This is a genomic window from Pseudomonas sp. E315, assembly GCF_055406205.1.
The window spans coordinates 38,988-61,588 of record NZ_JBUZPJ010000003.1; the positions used below are offsets into that span (position 1 = coordinate 38,988).

The window sequence follows — 22,601 nt, forward strand, 5'->3', positions numbered from 1 at the left end:
GCTCGCTACCTTCGGCAGCTCCTACGAGGTGCCGGCATATGCCTTACATGCGCTCGCCGCGTAATTGCGCCACTCGCTCACGCAGCAGTTTTTGGGTGGCATCGCTGGCTGCAACCGGCTCCCCCGCCACTAATGTCACTCGTGACCAGAGTCGATGGAAGACACCTTTCTTCGGATCACGACTAAAAAAGCTGCCCCACAAGCCCTGCAATGCCATCGGAATGACCGGCACCGGGGTCTGCTCCAAAATTCGCGTAACCCCCGCCTTGAACTCGTTAATGCTTCCATCAGTGGTCAACTTGCCCTCCGGAAAGATGCACACCAGCTCGCCATCATTCAAATACTCGGCAATCTTGCGAAAGGCCCGCTCATAGATCACTTCGTCTTCACTGCGCCCTGCAATCGGAATAGTGCCGGCTGTGCGGAAGATAAAGTTGAGCACTGGCAAGTTGTAGATCTTGTAATACATCACAAAGCGAATAGGACGACGCACTGCGCCGCCTATTAACAGCGCATCTACAAATGACACGTGATTGCACACCAGCAAAGCCGCGCCCTCATCAGGAATCGCGTCCAGGTTTTTGTGCTGCACGCGGTACATGGAATGGCTGAGCAGCCAAATCATGAAGCGCATGCTGAACTCAGGGACAATTTTGAAGATGTAGGTATTAACGGCGATGTTTAGCAGCGATACCACGAGGAACAACTCGGGAATCGTCAGCTTGGCCACGCTCAACAACACAATGGTGACAATCGCCGACACCACCATAAATAGCGCATTGAGGATGTTGTTGGCCGCAATCACCCTCGCCCGCTCGTTTTCTGCGGTACGCGACTGGATCAATGCGTACAGCGGGACGATATAAAAACCGCCAAAGATGCCCAGCCCAAGAATATCGAACAGCACCCACCACGCCTGGCTAAAGCCCAACACGCCCAACCAGTCATAGGCCTGAAGGCTGTGCGGCAACGGCCCGGAATGCCACCACAACAACAGGCCGAATACGGTTAGACCCAGCGAGCCAAACGGCACCAGCCCAATCTCAACCTTACGCCCCGAAAGCTTTTCACACAGCATCGACCCCAGGGCGATACCGACCGAAAAGACCGTAAGAATCAACGTAACGACCGTTTCATCACCTTGCAGCCAGTCTTTGGCATAGGCCGGAATCTGCGTGAGATAAATCGCCCCCACAAACCAAAACCACGAGTTACCGACCACTGACCGTGAGACCGCGGGTGTCTGGTTCAAGCCCATGCGCAATGTAGCCCATGACTCACTGAAAATGTTCCAGTTCAAACGCAAGTTGGGCGTATCCGCAGGCGCATTCGGAATCGCACGACTGGCCAGGTAGCCCAACACCGCCACCGACACAATGACCAACGAAACAACGGTCGCGTAATGGTTTGAGGACAACATGATCCCCGCACCAATGGTGCCCGCCAGAATCGACAGGAATGTCCCCATTTCCACCAAACCGTTACCACCGACCAGTTCGTCCTCGTGCAGGGTTTGCGGCAAAATCGAGTACTTCACTGGCCCGAACAACGCCGAGTGCGTGCCCATCGCAAAGAGCGCAACAAGCATCAACACCAGATGATCGAAGGCAAAGCCAATAGCGCCTACTACCATGATGGCTATTTCGCCAAGTTTGATTAGACGAATCAGGCGGTCTTTGGCGTACTTTTCGCCAAATTGCCCGGCCAAGGCCGAAAACAAAAAGAACGGCACTATAAATAGCAGCGCACATAAATTGACCCAAATCCCGCGATCCCCTTCGATGCTCAACTTGTAGAGAATCGCCAGGATTAATGACTGTTTAAACAGGTTGTCATTAAGGGCACCCAAAGACTGGGTTACGAAAAAAGGCAGGAAGCGACGCTTCCTCAACAAACTGAACTGTGACGGGTGACTCATCGTCCATGCACTCAAGTAACGCCGAAGGGCTTTGTAATTGGAGTGCAGTTTTAACACTCAAGCCACACTGTTGTTCAAGTTCTGTGTTTCACGCGACCTCCTTGAGCACTAAACACAGAACTTGGACAACGTTTGTTACTTTTTAAGCCCCGCAATACAAGGTGATACAAACAGCTCGCCGCGATAAGCCCCCTTCACGGTCCGCGCCCCGACGACCAGCCACATCAGCGCCAGCATCACAACCAACACACAACCAGCCACATCGAAAAAGCTCAGGTGCAGCAGGCTCCCCAACCGCAAAGTTGCCAGGGAGTAAACACCCAACGGGAACGTGAAGCCCCACCACCCCAGATTGAACGGGATGCCTGAACGGAAGTAACGAATGGTGATTAACACCGCCATCGACAACCACCACACACCAAAGCCCCACAGGGCAACGCCTGAAATCAGACCTATCCCCTCAGCAATTTCACCGATGCGGACAAAACCATTGGCGGCGAAGATTGCAGGTGCATCAGCCCCCAGTAGCAACATGCCCAGCGCGCCGGTGCCAATCGGCCCCAAAGCCAACCAACTCGATGCAGCCATGCTTTCATGGGGCAGTTTATGCAGCGCCATGCGCAGCATCAAAATGGTCAGAATGCTGAATGCCACAGGCACCGAAAATGCCCACAGCACATAACTGGTAATCAGCACATGGAACTGCGCAACCGAGTCAACCAGATGGGAGGCCAACAACCCGCCACTGGCCGCAGCCACCTCCGCGGCAACCACAGGTAACAACCAAACGGCTGTCATTTGATCAATGCTGTGCTCCTGACGGGTGAACATCATGTAGGGAATCATGACCCCAAATGCCAGCGACATCGCGACATCGAGCCACCACAGCACTTGCGCCACATCTACCATCGCAGCGCCCCAGCGCGGGACGCCAAATAACAGAAAGCCATTAATGATGGTGGCCAACCCCATTGGGATGGTGCCGAAGAACATCGAGACCGTGGAGTGACCGAAAATACGCCGCGCCTCATCGTAAAACATCACCCAGCGTGCGCCATACAGCACGCTGAACAGAATGAACAAACCAATATTGAACAACCACAACCCTTCGGCGAAGGCGTGAATACCGGGGATATGCACCGGCAACTGGGCCAAGGCCAATGCGAGAACACCTGTGCCCATGGTCGCGGCAAACCAGTTGGGCGTGAACTGGCGGATCACTTCGCGCGGGTGTTGTAGTTGGCTAAACGGCCGAAAATCGGCTCGGGCTTTGTTAGGGCAAGTCATGGGTTCCTCCTGCTCCTCGTATGAGGTGATCTAAAGAGTAGAACCAAATCGAATATCTATATAACGGGTAATTTCTCTATCTGTTATCGATTATGCAGATATGAATTTTTACCACTGACTTCAAGCCCTGCGACCCTTGGCCGCGCTCAGACCATGGTCGACACTGACGCCGTTTGAACATCATGCGAGACTAGCCCCCCGGAGCTGGATTGCTACCGGGCATTACACGTTCAGGAGTCTCCATGTCGCTGTCCAGCGGGCTGATCGCCGCCGTCGCTCTGGCCTATATGGCCATCATGTTTGCCATTGCCTTTTATGGTGACCGGCGCAGCAAACCGTTGCCGCCGAAAATTCGCGCGTGGGTCTACAGCCTGTCGCTGGCGGTGTACTGCACCAGCTGGACATTCTTTGGCGCCGTAGGTCAGGCGGCTGAACAACTGTGGGCGTTTTTGCCAATTTATCTGGGCCCGGTGTTGCTGCTGGTGTTTGCGCCCTGGGTCTTGCAAAAGATGGTGATGATCAGCAAACAGGAGAACATCACCTCCATCGCTGACTTTATTGCTGCCCGCTACGGCAAATCTCAGTCGTTAGCGATTGTGGTGGCCTTGATCTGCCTGGTGGGGGTTTTGCCTTACATCGCGCTACAACTCAAGGGCATCGTGCTGGGCGTTAACTTGCTGATTGGTGCCGGCGCCGACGCTACCGGGACACGCGCCCAAGACACCGCACTGATTGTGTCGCTGGTGCTGGCGCTGTTCACCATCGTGTTTGGCACGCGCAACCTGGATGCTACAGAACACCACCGAGGCATGGTGCTGGCGATCGCTTTCGAGTCACTGGTCAAACTATTTGCCTTTCTGGCCGTTGGTGCTTTTGTGACTTACGGCCTGTATGACGGCTTTGACGACCTGTTCAGCCAAGCGATGCTGGCACCGCGCTTAGAGGAGTATTGGAAAGAAACCATCAACTGGCCCTCAATGGTGGTGCAAACCGGGGTGGCAATGATGGCGATCATCTGCCTCCCGCGGCAGTTCCACGTAACAGTGGTCGAAAACATTGAGCCGCAAGACTTGCGCTTGGCTAAATGGGTGTTCCCGGCTTACCTGATACTGGCCGCACTGTTTGTAGTCCCTATCGCACTGGCCGGGCAGATGCTGCTGCCAAGTTCGGTGCTGCCTGATTCATTCGTGATCAGCCTGCCGCTAGCCCAAGCCCATCCTGCGCTGGCATTGTTGGCGTTTATTGGGGGGGCATCCGCCGCCACTGGTATGGTGATTGTCGCCAGCGTTGCCCTGTCAACAATGGTCTCCAACGACATGCTGCTGCCGTGGCTGCTAAGGCGCAAAAACGCCGAGCGACCGTTCGAGGTGTTCCGCCACTGGATGCTCTCGGTGCGTCGTGTGTCGATTGTGGTCATTCTGCTGCTGGCCTATGTCAGTTATCGCTTGCTCGGTTCGACGGCCAGTCTGGCCACCATCGGCCAAATTGCCTTTGCTGCGGTCACTCAACTGGCTCCTGCCATGCTCGGCGCTCTTTATTGGAAGCAAGCCAACCGACGTGGTGTTTTTGCGGGCCTGGCAGCCGGCACGTTTATTTGGTTTTACACCTTGGTGTTGCCACTGATCGCACACAGCCTGGGTTGGCAGTTAAGCCACTTCCCGGGGCTGGCGTGGTTACACAGCAACCCGCTCGGCCTGCCGATTACTCCGCTGACCCAAGGCGTTGTGCTGTCATTGGCCGGTAACTTCACGCTGTTTGCCTGGGTGTCTGTGTTGTCGCGCACACGCGTGTCGGAACACTGGCAAGCAGGGCGCTTTATTGGCCAAGAGATCAGCAGCCACCCCAGCGGTCGCTCCATGCTTTCGGTACAGATCAACGACCTGCTGACCCTCGCGGCACGCTTTGTCGGAGAAGAACGCGCCCGCCAGAGCTTTATCCGCTTCGCTTATCGTCAGGGCAAAGGCTTCAACCCCAACCAAAACGCCAATGATGAATGGATTGCTCACACAGAGCGCCTGCTCGCAGGCGTACTCGGCGCATCCTCAACCCGCGCAGTAGTAAAAGCGGCCATTGAAGGCCGGGAAATGCAGCTAGAAGACGTGGTACGTATTGCGGATGAAGCGTCAGAAGTGTTGCAGTTCAACCGCGCATTGCTGCAAGGCGCCATTGAAAACATCACTCAGGGCATCAGCGTGGTCGACCAGTCACTCAGGCTGGTGGCATGGAATCGCCGCTATCTGGAGTTGTTCAATTACCCCGACGGCCTGATCAGCGTGGGCCGCCCGATTGCCGACATCATCCGCCACAATGCAGAGCGCGGCCTGTGCGGCCCCGGAGAAGCAGAAGTACACGTGGCCCGCCGCCTGCACTGGATGCGCCAAGGTCGGGCACACACCTCTGAGCGCTTGTTCCCCAATGGCCGGGTGATCGAATTGATCGGCAACCCAATGCCAGGCGGCGGCTTCGTGATGAGTTTTACTGACATTACCGCGTTCCGCGAAGCCGAGCAGGCACTGACCGAAGCCAATGAAGGACTGGAGCAGCGGGTAGCCGAACGCACACGCGAACTGTCAGAGCTTAATCAGGCGCTGACCGACGCCAAAGGGGTTGCTGAAGCAGCCAACCAATCCAAAACCCGTTTTTTAGCAGCCGTCAGCCACGACCTGATGCAGCCGATGAACGCCGCCCGACTGTTTTCCGCCGCCCTCTCCCATCAAGAAGAAGGTCTGAGCCCAGAAGCGAAAAAGCTGGTGCAACATCTGGACAGCTCATTGCGCTCAGCCGAAGACTTGATCAGCGACCTGTTAGATATTTCGCGTCTTGAAAACGGAAAATTCACTCCTGACATCAAACCTTTTGCGATCAACGACCTGTTCGACACCCTGGGAAATGAATTCACCGCCCAAGCACAAGAACAAGGCCTGAGCTTCAGAGTGCGCAGCAGCCGCTTGCGCGTCAGCAGCGATATCAAGTTACTGCGCCGCATATTGCAGAACTTCCTGACCAATGCGTTTCGCTACGCCAAAGGCCCGGTATTGCTGGGTGTTCGTCGACGCGGCGATGAGCTGTGCCTTGAAGTATGGGATCGCGGCCCCGGTATTCCTGAAGACAAGCTGCAGGTCATTTTTGAAGAATTCAAACGTTTGGACAGTCACCAGACACGCGCCGAAAAAGGCCTTGGCCTTGGGTTAGCGATTGCCGACGGCTTGTGCCGAGTGCTGGGCCATAAGTTGCAAGTACGCTCGTGGCCGGGCTTTGGCAGCGTGTTCAGTGTCAGCGTGCCTTTAGCCCGCAGCCAAGTTGCGCCGCAGCCGGTTGTGGCCGAACAAAATGGCCAACCCGTCACTGGGGCGCAAGTGCTGTGCATCGACAACGAAGACAGTATTTTGATCGGCATGCAAAGCCTGCTTACCCGCTGGGGCTGCCAAGTCTGGACAGCACGCGACCGCAAGGAGTGCGCAGCCTTGCTGGCTGAGGGCGTACGACCGCAGCTGGTGTTGGTCGACTACCATCTGGATGATGGCGAGGTCGGAACAGAACTCATGCGCTGGCTGCGAGCGCAATTGGGCGAACCGGTGCCGGGGGTTGTCATCAGCGCCGATGGCCGACCTGAAATGATTGCCGAAGTCCACGCCGCAGGCTTGGAATACCTGGCTAAACCCGTAAAACCTGCGGCATTACGGGCATTACTGAGTCGGCATGTGCCGCTGTGAGCTTACTCGGCGGGGTGCGCCACCCCGTCGATGTCCGTCAGCGCCCGCTCCAACAGGTCAGCCGGCAGGCTTTTACTGGCCCTGGCCCCCAGCAGCTTGAGCTGCTCACTGCGGCTGACCAGGTTGCCGCGGCCTTCGGTCAGCTTATTGCGCGCAGCACCGTAGGCTTTATCCAACTGCTGAAGACGATTACCCACTTCGTCCAAGTCCTGAATAAACAGCACGAATTTGTCATACAACCAACCTGCCCGCTCGGCGATTTCTCGGGCGTTTTGGCTTTGGCGTTCCTGCTTCCAAAGGCTGTCGATCACCCGCAAAGTAGCGAGCAAAGTGGTTGGGCTCACAATCACAATATTGCGATCAAAAGCCTCTTGGAACAGGTTGGGCTCGGCTTGCAACGCCGCTGAAAATGCAGCCTCAATCGGGACGAACAACAACACAAAATCCAGACTGTGCAGCCCTTCAAGCCGCTTATAGTCCTTGCCGGCCAAGCCTTTCACATGATTGCGCAGCGACAGCACATGTTGTTTGAGCGCGGCCTGCCCTATGACTTCATCGTCGGCGCCAACGTATTGCTGATAAGCCGTCAAGCTAACCTTGGAGTCCACCACCACCTGCTTGTCGCCCGGCAACATAATCAACACGTCGGGCTGAAAGCGCTCGCCATCCGGCCCTTTGAGGCTGACTTGGGTTTGATACTCGCGGCCTTTTTCAAGGCCAGCATGCTCAAGCACACGCTCCAAAATCAGCTCACCCCAGTTGCCTTGGGTTTTCTGGCCTTTTAGAGCGCGGGTCAAGTTGGTGGCTTCATCACTCAAGCGCAGGTTCAGTTGCTGTAAGCGCTCAAGCTCTTTACCCAGAGAGAAACGCTCACGGGCCTCTTGCTGATAACTTTCTTCAACCCGTTTTTCAAAGGACTGAATGCGCTCTTTAAGCGGATCGAGCAACTGGCCGAGGCGCTCATTGCTAGTCTCAGCAAACCGTTGCTCGCGCTCATCAAAAATTTTGCCCGCCAGCTCGGCAAACTGCGCTCGCAACTCATCACGCGAACCTTGCAGGTCGTTCAAACGTTGCTGATGACTGTCTTGTTGCTCACGTAACTCCGCCGCCAATGCTGCTGCATGAGCATCCAAACGCCGCAGCTCAGTTTCTTTGTGACTACGTTCAAGGTTCCAGGCATGGGCCGCATCGCGAGCGTTATCACGCTCTAACTGCAGCAGCTCAACTTCACGACGCAGCGCAGCCAGTTCGGCTTGTTTGGCTGCGTTAGCCTGCCCAAGATCGCTGATTTCATCACGACACGCGTCAAGCTGGGCGTTAAGGCCTTCTTGAGCCAGCTGCGCTGTATTCAGACGCTCATCGAGTAACGTCAGTTCGGCTTGGTGCCCACCAGCACGGCGTTGTAATTGCCAGATGTACGCCAGTAACGGAACGCCCGCCAAGGCCAAGCCCAGCAAAATGCTGCTCAGGTCCAGGGCCATAGCCCCTCCACACAAGGTAAAAGAGCAAGGGTAACTAAGCTGTCCAGCCGAAGACAGCTCAGTCTTCGATCTTGTTCAGCTCTTGCTGGGCAATCACGTCACCGGCGCGCGCCGCTTGGCGCAACAGTTCGTGGCCAATCCGCCGGTCGCGGGCGCTGCCGCAATCACGACACATGAGCTGACCCAATCGGCTTTGTGCCAGCACCACGCCTTGGCGAGCGGGTTGCTTGAGCAAATGACCAGCCACATGTTTCACATTCGGATTGGCGCCCAGCCGTGGGTTGTCGAGTAACCAAATAGCAACCCGCAAAGCAAAGCGCTTTGGCGGTTCAGGTGGTGGGTTGGGGCGAGTAACAGATGATGAGGTCGTACGAAACTTCATATAACACTGTGGGACAGAACAGAAGGCGCGCCACTCTACTCCTTTTTTCGTTTGGGTAAAGTCGAAAAAAGTCTACACCCTTGATCTAGAGCGAACGCACGGGACAATCCACAGATCCTGTGGATAAGTCAGTGGACAACCCGCGTTTAATCCCACCAAACGCCCACAGCTCGGGGGCTCCGCTCAAACTGACGCTTTTTTCACCAATTAAAAAAAACGATGTTTTTCATTGACTTAAATTTGCCTTACAGGCTAAGCAACCTACAGCTACAAAGCCCTCAAGCCTTTAAAACCTTGCACTGCGAATGTGCACAAGTTCACACCATGACGAAACAACAGGGTAATTGTTGTGTAGAAAATGTAGGACTTCGTGCCTTAGAGGCCATGACTCCCGAAACGCCCCCTTACGGCTCAGCGCGGCTCAGTCGCTGGATTTTCTGCAAAAAGGGTCTAAGTGATGCACCGGCGCAGCTCCATTGACCCTCTTTATAAGTGCCCGTTTTCGAGATGATTTAAGCCATGCAATAGAAGTATTTTGCTAGCACACTTGCATTTGAAAATTCAAGCCGTTAGTATCCGCAGCGTTAGTACCAAGCTGAAAGTCAATTCGGGCCGAACAAATCCCCTCAGCAAGCCTCCCCTAAAGAGAAGATGCGCTGATACACGGGATCGACCCCCTCGATGGTTTCCAGGTAAATCTTGCGACGATACGGCCTTTGAACAGAAGCAAAGGGTATCGCGAAGTTCTTTTACTCTGACCGAACCAACCTGCAAATTGATCAGGATCTTCACCCAGAGCACGGAACCTTAGCTCTTGTTGTGACTGCCTGCCCTCCTAAGTACCTACCTGCCAGCCCAAGCGCCACATACTTAATGCGCTCCAACTGGCGGCTTTGTTCCAGTCAGGTTCTTCGTCCAGCCAAAGATGGCTCGACGTCACTGGAACGTTTTAACGCAGCACGGATCATATCCGTGTCATTTGTAGGAACACCTAATAACTATGTCTACTCAAATCCATACTCAGGATGCCATTCGCACCCTAACCAACGCCTTTGCCCCAATGAACTGCCTGATTATGGCCGCTCGCAAAGGATGCTTTAGTTTTACTCTGGTCAACGAACACGGCATCGCTCGTCACAGCGAACGTCTGTACCCCGATCAATATTCCAGCGCAGAACCTCTGCAAGCTGTGATCGAGCGTACTCGTCAGGCATTGATCGCCTGATCACGCAGTAAGCGCCTACACAACAAGCCCTGCCTGATTAGCAGGGCTTTTTGCTGACTGAGATTTAAGAAATATCCAGAATCGCTTAAGTACTTGCAGATCTATTGCCGCTGGCCCGAAGCTTCAAATGTTTTTAAAACAGCCTGTTACAACGAATATATGACACTACACTTCAACTTGAGCGGTTTCACTCGCTCCCGGCGTTCCCTTCCGACTCATCGCTGCCAAGCATTTGGGTGTCGCCGGTTATTTTCAGGCGTCGAGGACAATATGGGTATCGCTGCCAAGGAGTTGAGCCTTTACGTCATTCGGCCAACGCTTCTTTATATGGGTCAAGACAACCCGGATGCAGAAGCTTTGTTGCTAGGTATTGCGGCCAGCCAGTCCAATTTGGGGTCGGCCTTGCATGATCGTCGTGGTCACGGGCTTTACTGCATTCGTGAAGCCCGTCACGCCGCATTATGGGATCAATACTTGGCCCAAGACCCAGACTTGGCCAGCCTGGTTCGCGGACTGGCCAGTCAGCATGCCTTCTTGTGCAGCCCGCATTTAGAGCTCACGGTTAATTTGCGCTATGCAACGGCCATTGCCTGGTTGCTGATAGAAGAGCAAAAGTTAGCCATCCCCACGGCCGATAATCTACTCGGCATGGCAAGAGTCTGGCGCCAAGCCTTTGAACCACAAGGACGTTTACGCGATTTCACTGATGCGTGGCGCACCTGCGTTACACCTCTCAACCAAGTGGCTTGAGATTTAGCCTACCCACAATAACGTTGAAAAGACCCAAAACCGGTAGGATTGTCCTACAAAACAAGGCTATCTCCTGCGATTTAGCCTATAGCGCTTAAACAAAAATGTTGGTAGCTTTCCATCCGGTGATCAAAAGGAGTTCTAATAATGAAAAAAGTAATGCTCAAGACCACACTTAGCCTCGCCGTCACTTTGGCTTCCAGCCAGATTTTCGCAAGCGGCTTCGCCCTCAACGAACAAAGCGTTAGCGGTATGGGGACCGGTTTCGCAGGTCGCTCATCTTCTGCCGACGATGCAAGTACCGTTTTCGGTAACCCTGCCGGTATGTCTCGTCTCAATGGTCAGCAAGTGACTGGCGGCATCGCCGTGATTGATGCTTCGAGCGATATCAAAGATGCCTCGGGTAAATACTCGGGTAGTAACAAAGGCGACATGGTGCCGTTCACCGGCGTACCTATGGGCTTTTACACGAACAAGCTCAACGATCAGTGGTCCGTAGGCTTTGGTGTTTACGCGCCTTTCGGCCTGGTGACCGACTATGAAAGCGGCTTCCAGGGCCGTGCTTTCGGCAGCAAAAGTGAAGTTAAAGTTGTCACTTTGCAACCAACTGTCAGTTACGCCTTCAACGACAAGGTTTCGATTGGTTTTGGCCCAACGATCAACCGCATCGCTGGCACCCTGGAATCAGATATCACGTTCAACCCTCTGTTGGGCGACAACAATGTGAAAATCAAGGGCGACGATACCGCCCTGGGCTTTAACTTCGGCGTGCTGGTACAAGCCACGGATACCACCCGTGTAGGCCTGACTTACCACTCCAAAGTTAAATACAAGCTCGAAGGCCACACGACTATCTCCGCGAGCCCTGGCACCTCGGCCAACGGCCTGCTCAACAGCGGCCGTTATGACGCTTCGCTGAAAATCGACACGCCAGAATCTTGGGACCTGTCGGTTACTCAAGATTTGACTGATGCCTGGAAGCTTTATGCTGGTACCACATGGACCCGCTGGAGCCGCCTTAAAGACATCACCGTCGAAAACAAAGGCGTAACGGGTGCAGGTGGTGCTTATGCACCAGGCCTGTTCACTACCATCAAAGAAGATCAGAACTGGCACGATACTTGGGCCTACGCCATTGGTACTTCGTATCAGTTGAACAAGCAGTGGGTTGTGCGCACCGGTCTGACTTTCGACCAGTCGCCTACCAACAACGAAAACCGCTCACCACGTATTCCTACCGGTGACCGGACGATCTTCAGCTTGGGCGCCGGTTATAACGTGACTGACGATCTGACCATTGATATGGCTTACTCCTACCTGAAGGAAGAGTCGGTCAAGGTTCACGACTCTAACCTGCTTAACAACTACAGCGCCAAATACGAAAACAGCGCTAACGGTTATGCCTTGGGTGTGACCTACCGCTTCTAATTCACCACGACGTTAATCCCCTCGTCTGCTGAATTAAAAAAGCCCTGCTCTCTTCACCGAGGCAGGGCTTTTTATTGCGTAGGATTTATGGCTTTGAAGCGATGGCTTTTTCTATAGCTTCAATCAACTCAGGGCTGTCTGGCTTGGTCAGGCTTGAGAAGTTGGCGATAACATTGCCTTGTCGATCTACCACGTACTTATAGAAGTTCCACTTCGGTGCACTGCTTTGCTCAGCCAACACTTTGAACAAATGCGTTGCATCAGCCCCGCGGACTTTTTGCGGATCCGTCATGGTAAAGGTCACGCCGTAATTGACGTAACAGACCTTGGCTGTCTCTTCGCCGTCTTTAGCCTCTTGCTTGAAGTCATCAGACGGCACACCAATCAGTTCCAGCCCCTGCCCCTTAAAACGTTGATTCAAAGCCTCAAGCCCTTTGAACTGAGGCGCAAAGCCGCAAAAACTCGCGGTATTGACGATCAACAGCGGCTTGCCGGCAAAGCGTTGGCACAGATCAATGGGCTCCTTGGCCCGTAGCTTGGGCAACGAGCCCTCCAATAAGGGTGGGCATTGAGTTGCACCCACTGCGCCGGCGCACATCAACAGCAATACAGGCATCGCCATCCAGCGTTTAAACATGACAGGTGTCCTTGAAAGAAGTGGCAGGCCCAGAACTTACTCGCCAGCACCCCGATCCCAGGGCCTGTACGAAATGTTTTCGAGCGAAGGTTAGGCAGACGAAAACAGGCGATAAAGCAGAGTTTGCGTCGTGTAAACAAGCATTCCGCGCCTGTTTTCAACGCAGCTTAACCGAGCGCAGATACACGCTAGCAAGCGCCCATACCTAACTGCATCACAGCCAAACCGCTCTGCTGCCAGCCCCACCAGGCCAAAGCCAGTAGCAAAGCGCCAGCAGTGACGGCCCCTAGCCATATCCATGTTGAACTCACGCCATACTCCCCTGCCCTTGCAAACGCGCGACGGGTTGCTCACGTACCGGCCAATTCAAAGCCGCCGCCAATACACTCAATACAATCGAACCTTGCCAAATCAAATCGTAGTTGCCGGTTTGATCATAGACCACGCCGCCCAGCCAACCACCCAGGAAAGCGCCCAATTGATGGAACAAGAAGACGATCCCGCCCAGCATCGATAAGTTACGCACGCCGAACATTGTGGCGACCGTGCCATTGGTCAGAGGGACCGTCGACAACCATAAAAAGCCCATGCTCATGCCAAACAAATAAGCACTGAGCTGCGTCACAGGCAGCCACAAAAACAGGACAATGACCACCGCACGCGCCAAGTACAAGGCGGTTAATAAACGCGGCTTGGACATTCGTCCACCCAACCAACCAGCGGTATAAGTGCCAAAAATATTAAACAGGCCAATCAAGGCCAGCACGGTGGTGCCCACAGTCGCAGGCAGATGCTGGTCCACCAGATAAGCGGGCAGGTGGATGCCAATAAACACGACCTGAAAACCGCAGACAAAAAAACCAAAGGCCAGCAGCCAGAAACCAGAATGGCTGCACGCTTCGCGCAGAGCCTGTTTGAGGGTTTGGTCACCCCCAACAGTGGGCAATGGACGGTCTTTGAGCATGCTCACCAACGGCACGATCAACGCGACCAACATACCCAACACCAATAACGCAGACGACCAACCCAGCCAGCCAATCAAACCCAAGGTGCCGGGCAGCATTGCGAACTGGCCAAACGACCCGGCTGCGCTGGCAATCCCCATGCCCATGCTGCGTTTTTCGGGTGGCAAGGCACGACCCACTACGCCCAAAATCACCGAAAAAGAAGTGCCTGACAAGCCGATACCAATCAACAATCCCGCACTCAACGACAAGGTCACTAACGAGTCGGACAAGCCCATCAACACCAAACCCACGGCGTACAAAACGCCGCCGATCACAACAACTTTAGCCGCACCAAAGCGATCAGCCAGCGCTCCGGTAAAAGGCTGAGCCAAGCCCCAGATCAGGTTCTGCAAAGCAATGGCGAACGCAAACACCTCTCGCCCCCAACCAAACTGAGCACTCATGGGCGGCAGAAACAGCCCGAACCCATGCCGCACGCCCAACGACAGCGCCAAAATCAACGCACTGCCAAGCAGCACCCAACCGCTGGTACGCCACACCGATGTCATTGTTATTCTCCGTAGCGGGTATATACCCACATTTACTCGTACAACAGATGCTTCAGTCCGCACCTGCCAGCTCATTCAATAGCTCTACCAGTTGTTGGCGACGATCTTCACCCAAACGCTCAATCAAACGCTGCTGCGCGGCCTCCCAAGCTGGCAAGGCGGCCAACAATCGCTCTTCGCCCGCATCAGTGAGGCAAACCACACGATTGCGTTGGTCTTCACCCTCAGTCAACTTCACCAAACCTGCATGCTCAAGCACCCGCAAATTACGCCCCAATGTGCTGCGGTCGAGCCCCATCGCTTCTGCCAGCGAAGAAATACTCGGCTGATCAAGGCGCTTGAGATTGCTCATCAACGAATACTGCGCAACGTTGATCCCGAAGCCATCGAGGGCGCCGTCGTAATGCCGGCTGATGCCACGCGAGGCTCGCCGAAGATGGGTACACAAACATTGGGTTGGTAACATTTTGTATGTATATACCCGCAATAACAGAGAATCAAGATTTAAAAAAACACCCATCACACTTCGTCGTCCAGCGATCTAACCCCGCAACATATTTAGATAACACCTGAGCTGAAGGCTTTTTGGCGTAAATGCGCAATCGGTCACATGACCCCATTGCGGTTCCAAAAGGAGTTTTCATGCCTACCCCTTCTTCAATACCTGCTTGGGTGCCACCGGCAAATGCTGTGAGAGCACAGTTTGCCAGTCGCCCAACACTGCAAGACGTCACCCAACAAATGCTTGGCGATGCCATTACTGAGAAATACCCCTCGCTGCGTCTGGATTTACCGCACGTGCGGCTGGCCACCCCTCGCCCGGGTGGTGGCTGGGAGTTGTCGATGCTCATGCCGCTGGTTCTGGATTATCTGGCCAATGGCACGCCCATTGATCTGAGCCCAATTGACCACCAGCATTACTTTTTGTCTGATGAGGCTGGCAACTGGCTGGAGCCAACCGGCAGCAGCTTGGACATGCAGGTACTCGAAACTTTAATCAAGGAGTTGCCTTGGAGTGTGCCCATTGGCCTACAAAATGCTCTGAGCGACTATTGGGCTAGTAACACCGATACCGGGGTCAGCCGTTGGCTCTGGCTCAGCGATGTGCTCAAGGACACCTTGAGCATGAATACGCTCAAGCCAGGTACTTTAAGTGACCTCGCCCTTGAAACCCTCAGTCAAGTGATCCAGTGCCCCGAATACGAGGAACGAATCCGCCAATACCCCGAGGACCCAACTCACGCCTATTGTCTGGAGACCACCTTTATCAACAGCGACGCCACCAACACTTGGTTAAGTTCATTGCTGGTGTTAGTTCGCTCCAATGTGGCGCTGCTCTGTAAACCTGATGGCGCGGTGAATGCCTTCCCCTCACTGGACGCCTTCATTGAGTACGGAGCACAACGCCTCGGCAAACGATATTCAGCTGATGAGATCCGGATCAAACGTTACGAGCTGGACGGCAATATTTTCGATGCTCAGGCCGGGGTCATCCTGGCTCAGCAATTGGAGCGCCTCGGGGCACTGAAACTGCCCACTCATGTCGGGTTGAGCGCGCTGCAAAAAATCTGTCAGGAACTTACCGACCCTGCGCAATATTTGTTGGACGCCCCGCAACCCGATCTTCCAGCACTCAACACGCTAAAAGAGCATCTACCCGATTGGTTGCAGCACGCTTCTGTTGCCGAACAAACACTGTACCGCCAATACAGCCTCGCACTGGCCCACGTCAAAAAGAACAACCAAGGCCGCACGTTTCTCAGTGGCATCGCCGACATCCGCGCATTCACTGTTGATGCCTTGAGCCAACAAATGCGGCTTGATCAAAAACGTCTGGAGCAAGAAGCAACCACGGCGCCCCCTTCTGAAATCCCGCTCCCGGATGACATTGAATTAACCTTCTTGATCGCAGCCGGCTTTCCCGGAACCGTTGGCATCACCGAAAAAGTAACAATGAGCCTGACCGATCTGGCGCTGAAGAACCTGCTGGGCAAACCTCAAGGCCCACTCACGCTGCGCCATCGTCTCGGGTTGACTCTGCCCATCTGGCTGACACCTGACTACATCACCCAGCGCAACGGCTTGATCGAACAAGTCAATATTGGCCAACAATACCCACAAAAACTCCAGAACTTACTTTTAGATGACACCCCGGACGCACTCGCGCGTGAACAGCTTTTTGCCGAACAACTGCGCGTGCAACTGCCCCTGCAAGCATTGGAGCTGAGCCTCAAGAAAGAAAACGGCTTGACCGCTCTGGGCGCTCGTTATGTCGCGGCATTAATGCGTCGCGAAACAGGCGAACGTCAAATCGATGGGCAACCAGTGGTCATTCGCCATCTGGCATTGATACGCAGAGCTGGCGCACGCCCTGATGTGGTCAGCAATATGTACATCATTGAATCCACAGACATGACGTCTGGCCCCCACCTCTTGTACCGACCGCTTTACGACCAGTCCTTGCATGAGTTCAGCTCGCGAGCAGCACTATTAGAAGCCATTTCCATACCCGGGGAGCTGCAAACCAGCGTTCTAGTCTGGCTGCCAGACGTGGCCCGGCCGATTTACGACAATGGCGGCTTTCAAGAACCGCATTACGTGCGCTTTGGGCAAGGCAGTGAACTCTCTGCGATTGAAACCCCACAACCTGCCGAGCTGTCCGTTGATGGTGTCAGTGATGAGTTGATGCAGTGTCAACACAACGGCAAGTTGTTGCAGTTTCTCTACAGCGCTAACGCCAAGGCCTTGATCGATCAAGCAGACAAAGACTCGGTATCCAATAGTGAAAGCCGTTGGGGCGTGTTTCTTGAAGGCAGCGGCTTGCTCTTCAACACCCTGTTACTGCCCTTTTTACGTGGCCCGGCGATGTTAACCAGTTGGCTATTGATGCTGGCCGCGGCCGCGAACAAGGACATACCGGCCCTCGACAGCGACGACCCGACCACACGAGAGCTTGCCGTGGTCGACATGCTGCTCAATCTTGGGATGCTGCTGTTTCAAATGCTCCCCAATTCGCCACCTGCAAGCCCGCTACCCGCGGGCATCAAAGAGCAAGTCGTGCGCGCTCGCGTGCCCGCGCGCATTGCCAAACAATGGCCTGAGCCGCCACCTTCGCCCGTCGTGGCCGGTACTGTTGTTCTCCCGGGCGAAGTGCCCGGCGCCCAAAGTACGCTTCTGGATTTCAGTTTCGCCAGTGCTCATAACCGCTTAACGCCCAGCCAGCGCTCACGACTCTCGCAGTTTGAAGTGCCGCGTACTGAACCACTGCCGCAACCCACAGCCCATAGCCCCAATAAAGGCCTGTATTCAATTGATGGCCAGTGGCATGCCTTGGTGGAAGACAATCTGTACCGGGTCAGTCTAGAGCCTGAAGGCGCGATGATTGTCGACCCGTTAGACCACAACGTTCAGGGGCCTTATTTAAGAGTCGATGATGATGGCCATTGGTCGCTGGATCTACGACTGCGTTTATATGGTGGCAATCCACCCAAGCGGATGGATGCCATACGCCAGCGCAAAGCTCAGCGAGTTAGCGAGCTACAAGCTACCTATGAGCAGTTCATCGAAAATCAAAAAATTCAAGACCGAGAAATAGACATTACAGAGGCCGTGACAGAAAGTGCTTCAATGAGCCCCGAGCAAAGTGCTACTTATCGTGAGAAGTACCACAACCTGCTGCAAACACAGACAGACCATTACCTGCAATTATTAGACAGCAACAAAGAGCGTACAGAACTCCAAATCCCCCTCCCTTTGAAGTTCGTGGCCTACCTGATACAGCGGATCCTGCTCAATACCAGTAAAGCATTCTTAGTATCAGAAGACAGCCGCGAAGCACTTAAAAAAGAATGGGCACCCTTTTTCATAAAAAATGCCAGCAAGGTCAGTTCGGGGCCTCTCGACTCCATAGGTTATGTGCTGTACCTCAAAAGAACGGTCATGATCAACGAGCGCAGTATTTATTGGCTTGAACTCCAAGAACGCTATTTGGATGAGTTCTATAACTTGGGCATACCCATACCTGAGCCAATCGCACGATTGGTCGACAGGCGCGCAGCGAGCGCGCTCAGCGTCTTGGCGATTAAAGAACTGCAACTGCAATATCTGAAGCTACCCAGCATCAAAGAGCAGTCACTCAACCTGATTAATAGCCTGGAAGCTGTCGTTGACCCTCTGCAAGAACATGTACGCACCCACGCTGAACTAAATACACTCGAACTCAGCTCCCGTGAACGCCAAGAAGTGCTTGATAGTTTGGTAGAGCACTACGGTCAGGCGCTAGATGCTTTGCAAGGTATCGAAATCATCTATGCCGATGAGCTGGAGAGCCATTATTTTAAAAAACTGCTGACGCTGCTAGAGGGCATGTACAAGGATGTAACCGAAAGATTGGCGGACGAAATAAAACCGCCATCGAAACCACGTAAAAGACCGCCCACGCTTATACCGTCTCAACCCGGCAAGCCCAAAAAGCAAATTATTAAAACTCGCAACAACGGCCGACTAATTGGTGAGTTAAAACCGCGAAGCGAAGACCTGCCCATTGACGTCATCGAAGTACGTTCCGAGTACGACAACCGATTATTGTCCACTTATTCAGAACACGAAGATGGGTGGGATGAAGTTAAAATAGTGCATTCCGCTCAACCACAGCCCCCGGCACGAGCACTGACTGCGATCAAAAGCGATGCGCAAAAGCGCTTGAGCATGGTCAATGACCATCTAAAGCGGGTCGAGGGCTACATGAAAATTACCCGACACCCCGAAGATGTTGAGCATGTGCTTCAGTCAGAAGCTAATCACCTGAATAAGCTGGCCGCAGAACTTGATCAGGTCATCCAGACTCAACCTGAAGCCTCGCGCCAGGCGGCTGACCAAACACTCGTCACCGACTTACAAAACAGCGCCTTGCGCCTGACCAAGCGGGGCAAGGAATTGCGCATCGAGTTAAGCCTGAAGCTGGCGCCAACCCACGGCAACCTCAAATACCTGTTGGATGAAAAACTGGTGCAAATCGCCCTGCTTGGCGATCGCGGGGCGATGCGGGGCGAGCGTCAGGACTTCATGCAGGAATACGCGATTAATGACCGCCAAGGTCACACGCTGTGGTACGCCCACTTTCACTATCAAAAGGCCAACACACCGAAGTTGGACTACAGCGTCGCCCACATGAAAACCAAAGAGCAGCGCAAGCAAAACTACTACTCGCAGTTGGCCAAGGCGCAAGGTCAGCAGGCAGTTGTCGATATCCACCGTGGAGCCATCGGCAAGGATCTGGCAGAACGCTGGTTCCTGCCTCTGGCCCCTTAAGGACTTTAAATAACCGATGCAAACCAGGTGGCGCTGGTTTGCATCGGTGCCTCAGGCGACGCAAAAAACAGGGGTCAAATCAGCGCCAACCCAACCAACAGCAGCACTTCAAGCAGCTCAAGCAACGCGCCGGCCGTATCGCCAGTGGTGCCGCCCAAGCGACGCATCATCACTTGGCGTAACCACACAAACCCCAGCGTGGCCAACAACAGCGCCCACAGCCCAGCAATACCTGCCAACGCAACACAGGCCACAGCGCTGAGGCTCAGTACCCACCACCCAGCCTTACGCGGCAAATGGTCCGCCAAGGCCTGCCCCAAACCGCCTGCCCGTACGTAAGGCGTGGTCAAGAACACCCCGAGCAAAGCGCTGCGCCCGATCAACGGCACAATCAGCAATACAGCGCTGTGTTGCTGCTCAATCAGCGCCAGCAACGCGCAAAACTTGAGCAACAGCACCAGTACCAACGTGACTACGGCAATCGGGCCACTGCGCGGGTCTTTCATGATAGTGAGCGTGCGCTCGCGATCACCAAAGCCGCCCAGCCACGCATCAGCACTGTCTGCCAAACCATCCAGATGCAAGCCACCGCTGAGCAGCACCCACACTGTCAACAGCAACGCCGCGTGCAACATTAAGGGCGTGCCTACCAACGCAGTGTTCAACCCCCACAGCAACAGGCCAAACAGTAACCCCACCAGCGGATAAAACAGTAACGAACGTCCAAGCTCTTGAGGCTGCGGCATGCCGGGCAAACGAATCGGCAAACTGCTCAAAAATTGCAAGGCGATCCAGAACGCCAGCATGCTCAGCCCTCTTCGCTCACGACGCCCTGCGCCGCCACACGCAATGAGAACAACGCGCCATTGGCCACTTGAACCTGTAACAAGTGCTCTCGTGGCAAACCTCGCGCTTGAGCCAACAGTAACTTCATCACACCGCCGTGGCACACCACCAATACCCGTTCACCGGCATAGGCGTGGTGCAAACGATTAACCGCCGCCCACACGCGCTGCGAAAAAACCGACACCGGCTCGCCTTCTGGCGGGGTAAACCCGTACGGATCTGCCCAAAACCTGCCAAGCGCCTGCTCGTCGGTTTGCATTAATGCCGCTGCGCTTTGCCCTTCCCAGGCGCCAAAATGCAGCTCTTGCAGCCCCTTATCAAAACTGACGGGCAGCTTGAGCTGCTCAGCCAGTTCTTGGGCGAATAGGGCGCAGCGCTGCAACGGCGAGCTGACAATCCGATCCCACGGGCCGCGACCTTTGACAGCGGCGCGCATTTGCTCCCAACCCAAAGGGGTCAAGGCGTCGTCCAGACTGCCACGCAGGCCGCCACCCAATTCGGTTTCACCATGGCGCAGCACATCCAGCAGCACCGTCATGCCGGACGATCCGCCACTGCGGCCTCGGCGAACGTCGCCATGTGCCCATGCAGATCACAGGCCAGTCGCACCAACGGCACTGCCAATGCCGCCCCGCTGCCCTCGCCCAAGCGCAGGCCCAAATCCAGCAACGGCTGCGCCTGCAAGCTTTGCAGCACATGACGATGGCCTTGTTCGGCCCCGCGATGGCCGAATATCAGCCACTCACGGCACTCGGGATTCAAGCGCACGGCCACCATCGCCGCGACGGTACAGATAAAGCCATCGACCAACGCCACAATGCCTTCTTGTGCGCAAGCCACATAAGCCCCGGCCAAAGCCGCGATCTCAAATCCGCCCAAACGAAACAGGGTCTGCAAAGGGTCATCCAAGTACCCGGCGTGGAACGCCAGCGCCCGATCAATCACCCGAGCCTTATGGCTCACCCCTGCGGCATCAAGCCCTGTGCCCGGCCCGGTCAATTGCGATGCCGCGCATCCCAGCAGCGCACTGGCCACAGCGCTGGCCGAGGCAGTATTGCCGATGCCCATCTCGCCACCCACAAACAGTTCACTGCCCTGCTCGCGTGCCCGCACGATGCTGTCGCGCCCCGCTTGTAGCGCTTTCAGACCTTGAGCGTCTGTCATGGCAGGGCCTGTGGCAAAGTTGGCTGTACCCGCTCCCAACTGCAAATGACGTACGCCCGGCAAGTTAAGCATGGGCGTTACCGTGCCCAAGTCCACGACATCCAGCTGCGCACCCAGTTGACGCGCCAAAACGCTGATCGCCGCCCCTCCGTTGACGAAGTTATGCAGCATTTGCCCGGTGACCGCCTGCGGATAGGCCGAAACGCCTTCTGCCACCACGCCGTGATCTCCCGCAAAAATAGCGATCCACAACGCATCAATACGGGGTTTGAGTCGCCCCTGTAACCCGGCCAACTGCACGGCCAGCGCTTCCAGTTGCCCCAGCGAGCCAGCGGGCTTGGTCAACTGCTGCTGACGTTCGGCTGCGGCTGCCTGCATGTCACGGTCAACCGCTTTGCACGGTTTCAACCACCACGGGGTATTCATAGTGCAGTTCCTTTCAATGTCAGGGGCAAACCCGCCACTGTCAGCACCACTCGCTGACAGCGCTCGGCTAAGGCTTGATGCAACCAACCGGCTTCATCGACATAACGTCGCGTCAGTTCACCCAGCGGCACGACACCCATTCCGGTTTCGTTGCTGACAAAAATGACTTCACCCGGCAAGTCTGCCAAACACGCCAGCAGCGCATCGCGCTCCAAGGCCAGGCGTTGCGGGGTTTCGAGCATCAGTAGATTGGTCAGCCACAGCGTCAGGCAATCCACTAATAAGCAGGTGTCAGCAAGGGCGTTTTCACGCAGTACGCGGGCCAGCTCAAGGGGTTCTTCAATCAATGACCAATGCGCGGGACGACGCTCACGATGATGGCGCACACGCTCATTCATCTCGCCGTCCAGCGGTTGGCTCGTCGCAATGTAGGTGACGGCGCAGCCAGATTCGCTGGCAAGCTTCTCGGCCAAACGACTTTTGCCTGAGCGTGCGCCGCCCAAAATCAGTTGCAGCAT

General features: G+C 54.9%; 16 protein-coding genes. 5 read left to right on the forward strand and 11 right to left on the reverse strand.

Going from position 1 to position 22,601, the window contains the following annotated elements:
• Positions 1-43: 43 nt before the first annotated feature.
• On the reverse strand, positions 44-1,918 hold the full coding sequence (locus tag ACZRJQ_RS05605) for an MFS transporter (protein WP_463977391.1): 1,875 nt from the start codon (positions 1,916-1,918) through the stop codon (positions 44-46).
• Positions 1,919-2,053: 135 nt separating this feature from the next.
• A complete protein-coding gene (locus ACZRJQ_RS05610; protein WP_463977392.1) occupies positions 2,054-3,205 on the reverse strand; it encodes a TDT family transporter in 1,152 nt (383 codons plus the stop codon).
• Positions 3,206-3,447: 242 nt separating this feature from the next.
• Between ACZRJQ_RS05610 and ACZRJQ_RS05615 the strand changes: the two genes are divergently transcribed.
• Entirely contained in the window at positions 3,448-6,918 is a 3,471-nt protein-coding gene (locus ACZRJQ_RS05615) for a PAS domain-containing hybrid sensor histidine kinase/response regulator (RefSeq protein ID WP_463977393.1), read from the forward strand.
• Between the two features lie 2 nt (positions 6,919-6,920).
• Here the strand turns inward: ACZRJQ_RS05615 and ACZRJQ_RS05620 are convergent, their stop codons facing one another.
• Together ACZRJQ_RS05620 and ACZRJQ_RS05625 are read right to left on the reverse strand one after the other, a co-directional pair.
• On the reverse strand, positions 6,921-8,399 hold the full coding sequence (locus ACZRJQ_RS05620) for a DNA recombination protein RmuC (protein WP_463977394.1): 1,479 nt from the start codon (positions 8,397-8,399) through the stop codon (positions 6,921-6,923).
• Positions 8,400-8,457: 58 nt separating this feature from the next.
• Positions 8,458-8,781 (reverse strand): sel1 repeat family protein, encoded by a 324-nt coding sequence (locus ACZRJQ_RS05625; RefSeq protein ID WP_463977395.1) that lies wholly within the window; start codon positions 8,779-8,781, stop codon positions 8,458-8,460.
• A gap of 1,000 nt (positions 8,782-9,781) precedes the next feature.
• Between ACZRJQ_RS05625 and ACZRJQ_RS05630 the strand changes: the two genes are divergently transcribed.
• From ACZRJQ_RS05630 to ACZRJQ_RS05640, 3 genes are all read left to right on the forward strand, one after another.
• A complete protein-coding gene (locus tag ACZRJQ_RS05630; protein ID WP_019407963.1) occupies positions 9,782-10,006 on the forward strand; it encodes a hypothetical protein in 225 nt (74 codons plus the stop codon).
• 270 nt (positions 10,007-10,276) lie between these two features.
• Entirely contained in the window at positions 10,277-10,756 is a 480-nt protein-coding gene (locus tag ACZRJQ_RS05635) for a hypothetical protein (RefSeq protein ID WP_463977396.1), read from the forward strand.
• A 147-nt stretch (positions 10,757-10,903) separates the two neighbouring features.
• Positions 10,904-12,184, forward strand: coding sequence for an OmpP1/FadL family transporter (locus ACZRJQ_RS05640; protein WP_463977397.1), 1,281 nt, complete (start codon positions 10,904-10,906; stop codon positions 12,182-12,184).
• Positions 12,185-12,269: 85 nt separating this feature from the next.
• On the opposite strand, the gene ACZRJQ_RS05645 is transcribed toward ACZRJQ_RS05640, so the two are convergent.
• The 3 genes from ACZRJQ_RS05645 to ACZRJQ_RS05655 form a co-directional block, all read right to left on the reverse strand.
• A complete protein-coding gene (locus ACZRJQ_RS05645) occupies positions 12,270-12,821 on the reverse strand; it encodes a glutathione peroxidase (RefSeq protein ID WP_463977398.1) in 552 nt (183 codons plus the stop codon).
• A 307-nt stretch (positions 12,822-13,128) separates the two neighbouring features.
• On the reverse strand, positions 13,129-14,337 hold the full coding sequence (locus ACZRJQ_RS05650; RefSeq protein ID WP_463977399.1) for an MFS transporter: 1,209 nt from the start codon (positions 14,335-14,337) through the stop codon (positions 13,129-13,131).
• A 52-nt stretch (positions 14,338-14,389) separates the two neighbouring features.
• A complete protein-coding gene (locus tag ACZRJQ_RS05655; RefSeq protein ID WP_463977400.1) occupies positions 14,390-14,803 on the reverse strand; it encodes a MarR family winged helix-turn-helix transcriptional regulator in 414 nt (137 codons plus the stop codon).
• A 176-nt stretch (positions 14,804-14,979) separates the two neighbouring features.
• Between ACZRJQ_RS05655 and ACZRJQ_RS05660 the strand changes: the two genes are divergently transcribed.
• Positions 14,980-19,647, forward strand: coding sequence for a dermonecrotic toxin domain-containing protein (locus tag ACZRJQ_RS05660; RefSeq protein WP_463977401.1), 4,668 nt, complete (start codon positions 14,980-14,982; stop codon positions 19,645-19,647).
• Between the two features lie 74 nt (positions 19,648-19,721).
• Here ACZRJQ_RS05660 and ACZRJQ_RS05665 read toward each other — a convergent pair whose 3' ends face one another.
• From ACZRJQ_RS05665 to cobU, 4 genes are read right to left on the reverse strand one after another with little or no spacing between them, the layout of a single operon-like run.
• Positions 19,722-20,453 (reverse strand): adenosylcobinamide-GDP ribazoletransferase, encoded by a 732-nt coding sequence (locus tag ACZRJQ_RS05665; protein ID WP_463977402.1) that lies wholly within the window; start codon positions 20,451-20,453, stop codon positions 19,722-19,724.
• Between the two features lie 2 nt (positions 20,454-20,455).
• Positions 20,456-21,031, reverse strand: coding sequence for an alpha-ribazole phosphatase family protein (gene cobC, locus ACZRJQ_RS05670; RefSeq protein WP_463977403.1), 576 nt, complete (start codon positions 21,029-21,031; stop codon positions 20,456-20,458).
• Positions 21,028-22,083: a nicotinate-nucleotide--dimethylbenzimidazole phosphoribosyltransferase gene (gene cobT / locus ACZRJQ_RS05675; RefSeq protein ID WP_463977404.1), complete on the reverse strand. Its 1,056-nt coding sequence runs from the start codon at positions 22,081-22,083 to the stop codon at positions 21,028-21,030. The genes cobC and cobT overlap by 4 nt, the downstream gene beginning before the upstream one ends.
• Positions 22,080-22,601 (reverse strand): bifunctional adenosylcobinamide kinase/adenosylcobinamide-phosphate guanylyltransferase, encoded by a 522-nt coding sequence (gene cobU, locus ACZRJQ_RS05680; protein WP_463977405.1) that lies wholly within the window; start codon positions 22,599-22,601, stop codon positions 22,080-22,082. Before cobU ends, cobT begins: the two co-directional genes overlap by 4 nt.

What these genes read in the sequence shown, in the direction of transcription:
- ACZRJQ_RS05655 (WP_463977400.1), bottom strand. Translation starts at nt 14,803, where the DNA reads ATGTTACCAACCCAATGTTTGTGTACCCATCTTCGGCGAGCCTCGCGT.
- cobC (WP_463977403.1), bottom strand. Translation starts at nt 21,031, where the DNA reads ATGACGGTGCTGCTGGATGTGCTGCGCCATGGTGAAACCGAATTGGGT.
- ACZRJQ_RS05665 (WP_463977402.1), bottom strand. Translation starts at nt 20,453, where the DNA reads ATGCTGGCGTTCTGGATCGCCTTGCAATTTTTGAGCAGTTTGCCGATT.
- ACZRJQ_RS05640 (WP_463977397.1), top strand. Translation starts at nt 10,904, where the DNA reads ATGAAAAAAGTAATGCTCAAGACCACACTTAGCCTCGCCGTCACTTTG.
- ACZRJQ_RS05610 (WP_463977392.1), bottom strand. Translation starts at nt 3,205, where the DNA reads ATGACTTGCCCTAACAAAGCCCGAGCCGATTTTCGGCCGTTTAGCCAA.
- ACZRJQ_RS05620 (WP_463977394.1), bottom strand. Translation starts at nt 8,399, where the DNA reads ATGGCCCTGGACCTGAGCAGCATTTTGCTGGGCTTGGCCTTGGCGGGC.
- cobU (WP_463977405.1), bottom strand. Translation starts at nt 22,601, where the DNA reads ATGCTGCAACTGATTTTGGGCGGCGCACGCTCAGGCAAAAGTCGTTTG.
- ACZRJQ_RS05635 (WP_463977396.1), top strand. Translation starts at nt 10,277, where the DNA reads ATGGGTATCGCTGCCAAGGAGTTGAGCCTTTACGTCATTCGGCCAACG.
- ACZRJQ_RS05625 (WP_463977395.1), bottom strand. Translation starts at nt 8,781, where the DNA reads ATGAAGTTTCGTACGACCTCATCATCTGTTACTCGCCCCAACCCACCA.
- ACZRJQ_RS05660 (WP_463977401.1), top strand. Translation starts at nt 14,980, where the DNA reads ATGCCTACCCCTTCTTCAATACCTGCTTGGGTGCCACCGGCAAATGCT.
- ACZRJQ_RS05630 (WP_019407963.1), top strand. Translation starts at nt 9,782, where the DNA reads ATGTCTACTCAAATCCATACTCAGGATGCCATTCGCACCCTAACCAAC.
- ACZRJQ_RS05650 (WP_463977399.1), bottom strand. Translation starts at nt 14,337, where the DNA reads ATGACATCGGTGTGGCGTACCAGCGGTTGGGTGCTGCTTGGCAGTGCG.
- ACZRJQ_RS05615 (WP_463977393.1), top strand. Translation starts at nt 3,448, where the DNA reads ATGTCGCTGTCCAGCGGGCTGATCGCCGCCGTCGCTCTGGCCTATATG.
- ACZRJQ_RS05645 (WP_463977398.1), bottom strand. Translation starts at nt 12,821, where the DNA reads ATGTTTAAACGCTGGATGGCGATGCCTGTATTGCTGTTGATGTGCGCC.
- ACZRJQ_RS05605 (WP_463977391.1), bottom strand. Translation starts at nt 1,918, where the DNA reads ATGAGTCACCCGTCACAGTTCAGTTTGTTGAGGAAGCGTCGCTTCCTG.
- cobT (WP_463977404.1), bottom strand. Translation starts at nt 22,083, where the DNA reads ATGAATACCCCGTGGTGGTTGAAACCGTGCAAAGCGGTTGACCGTGAC.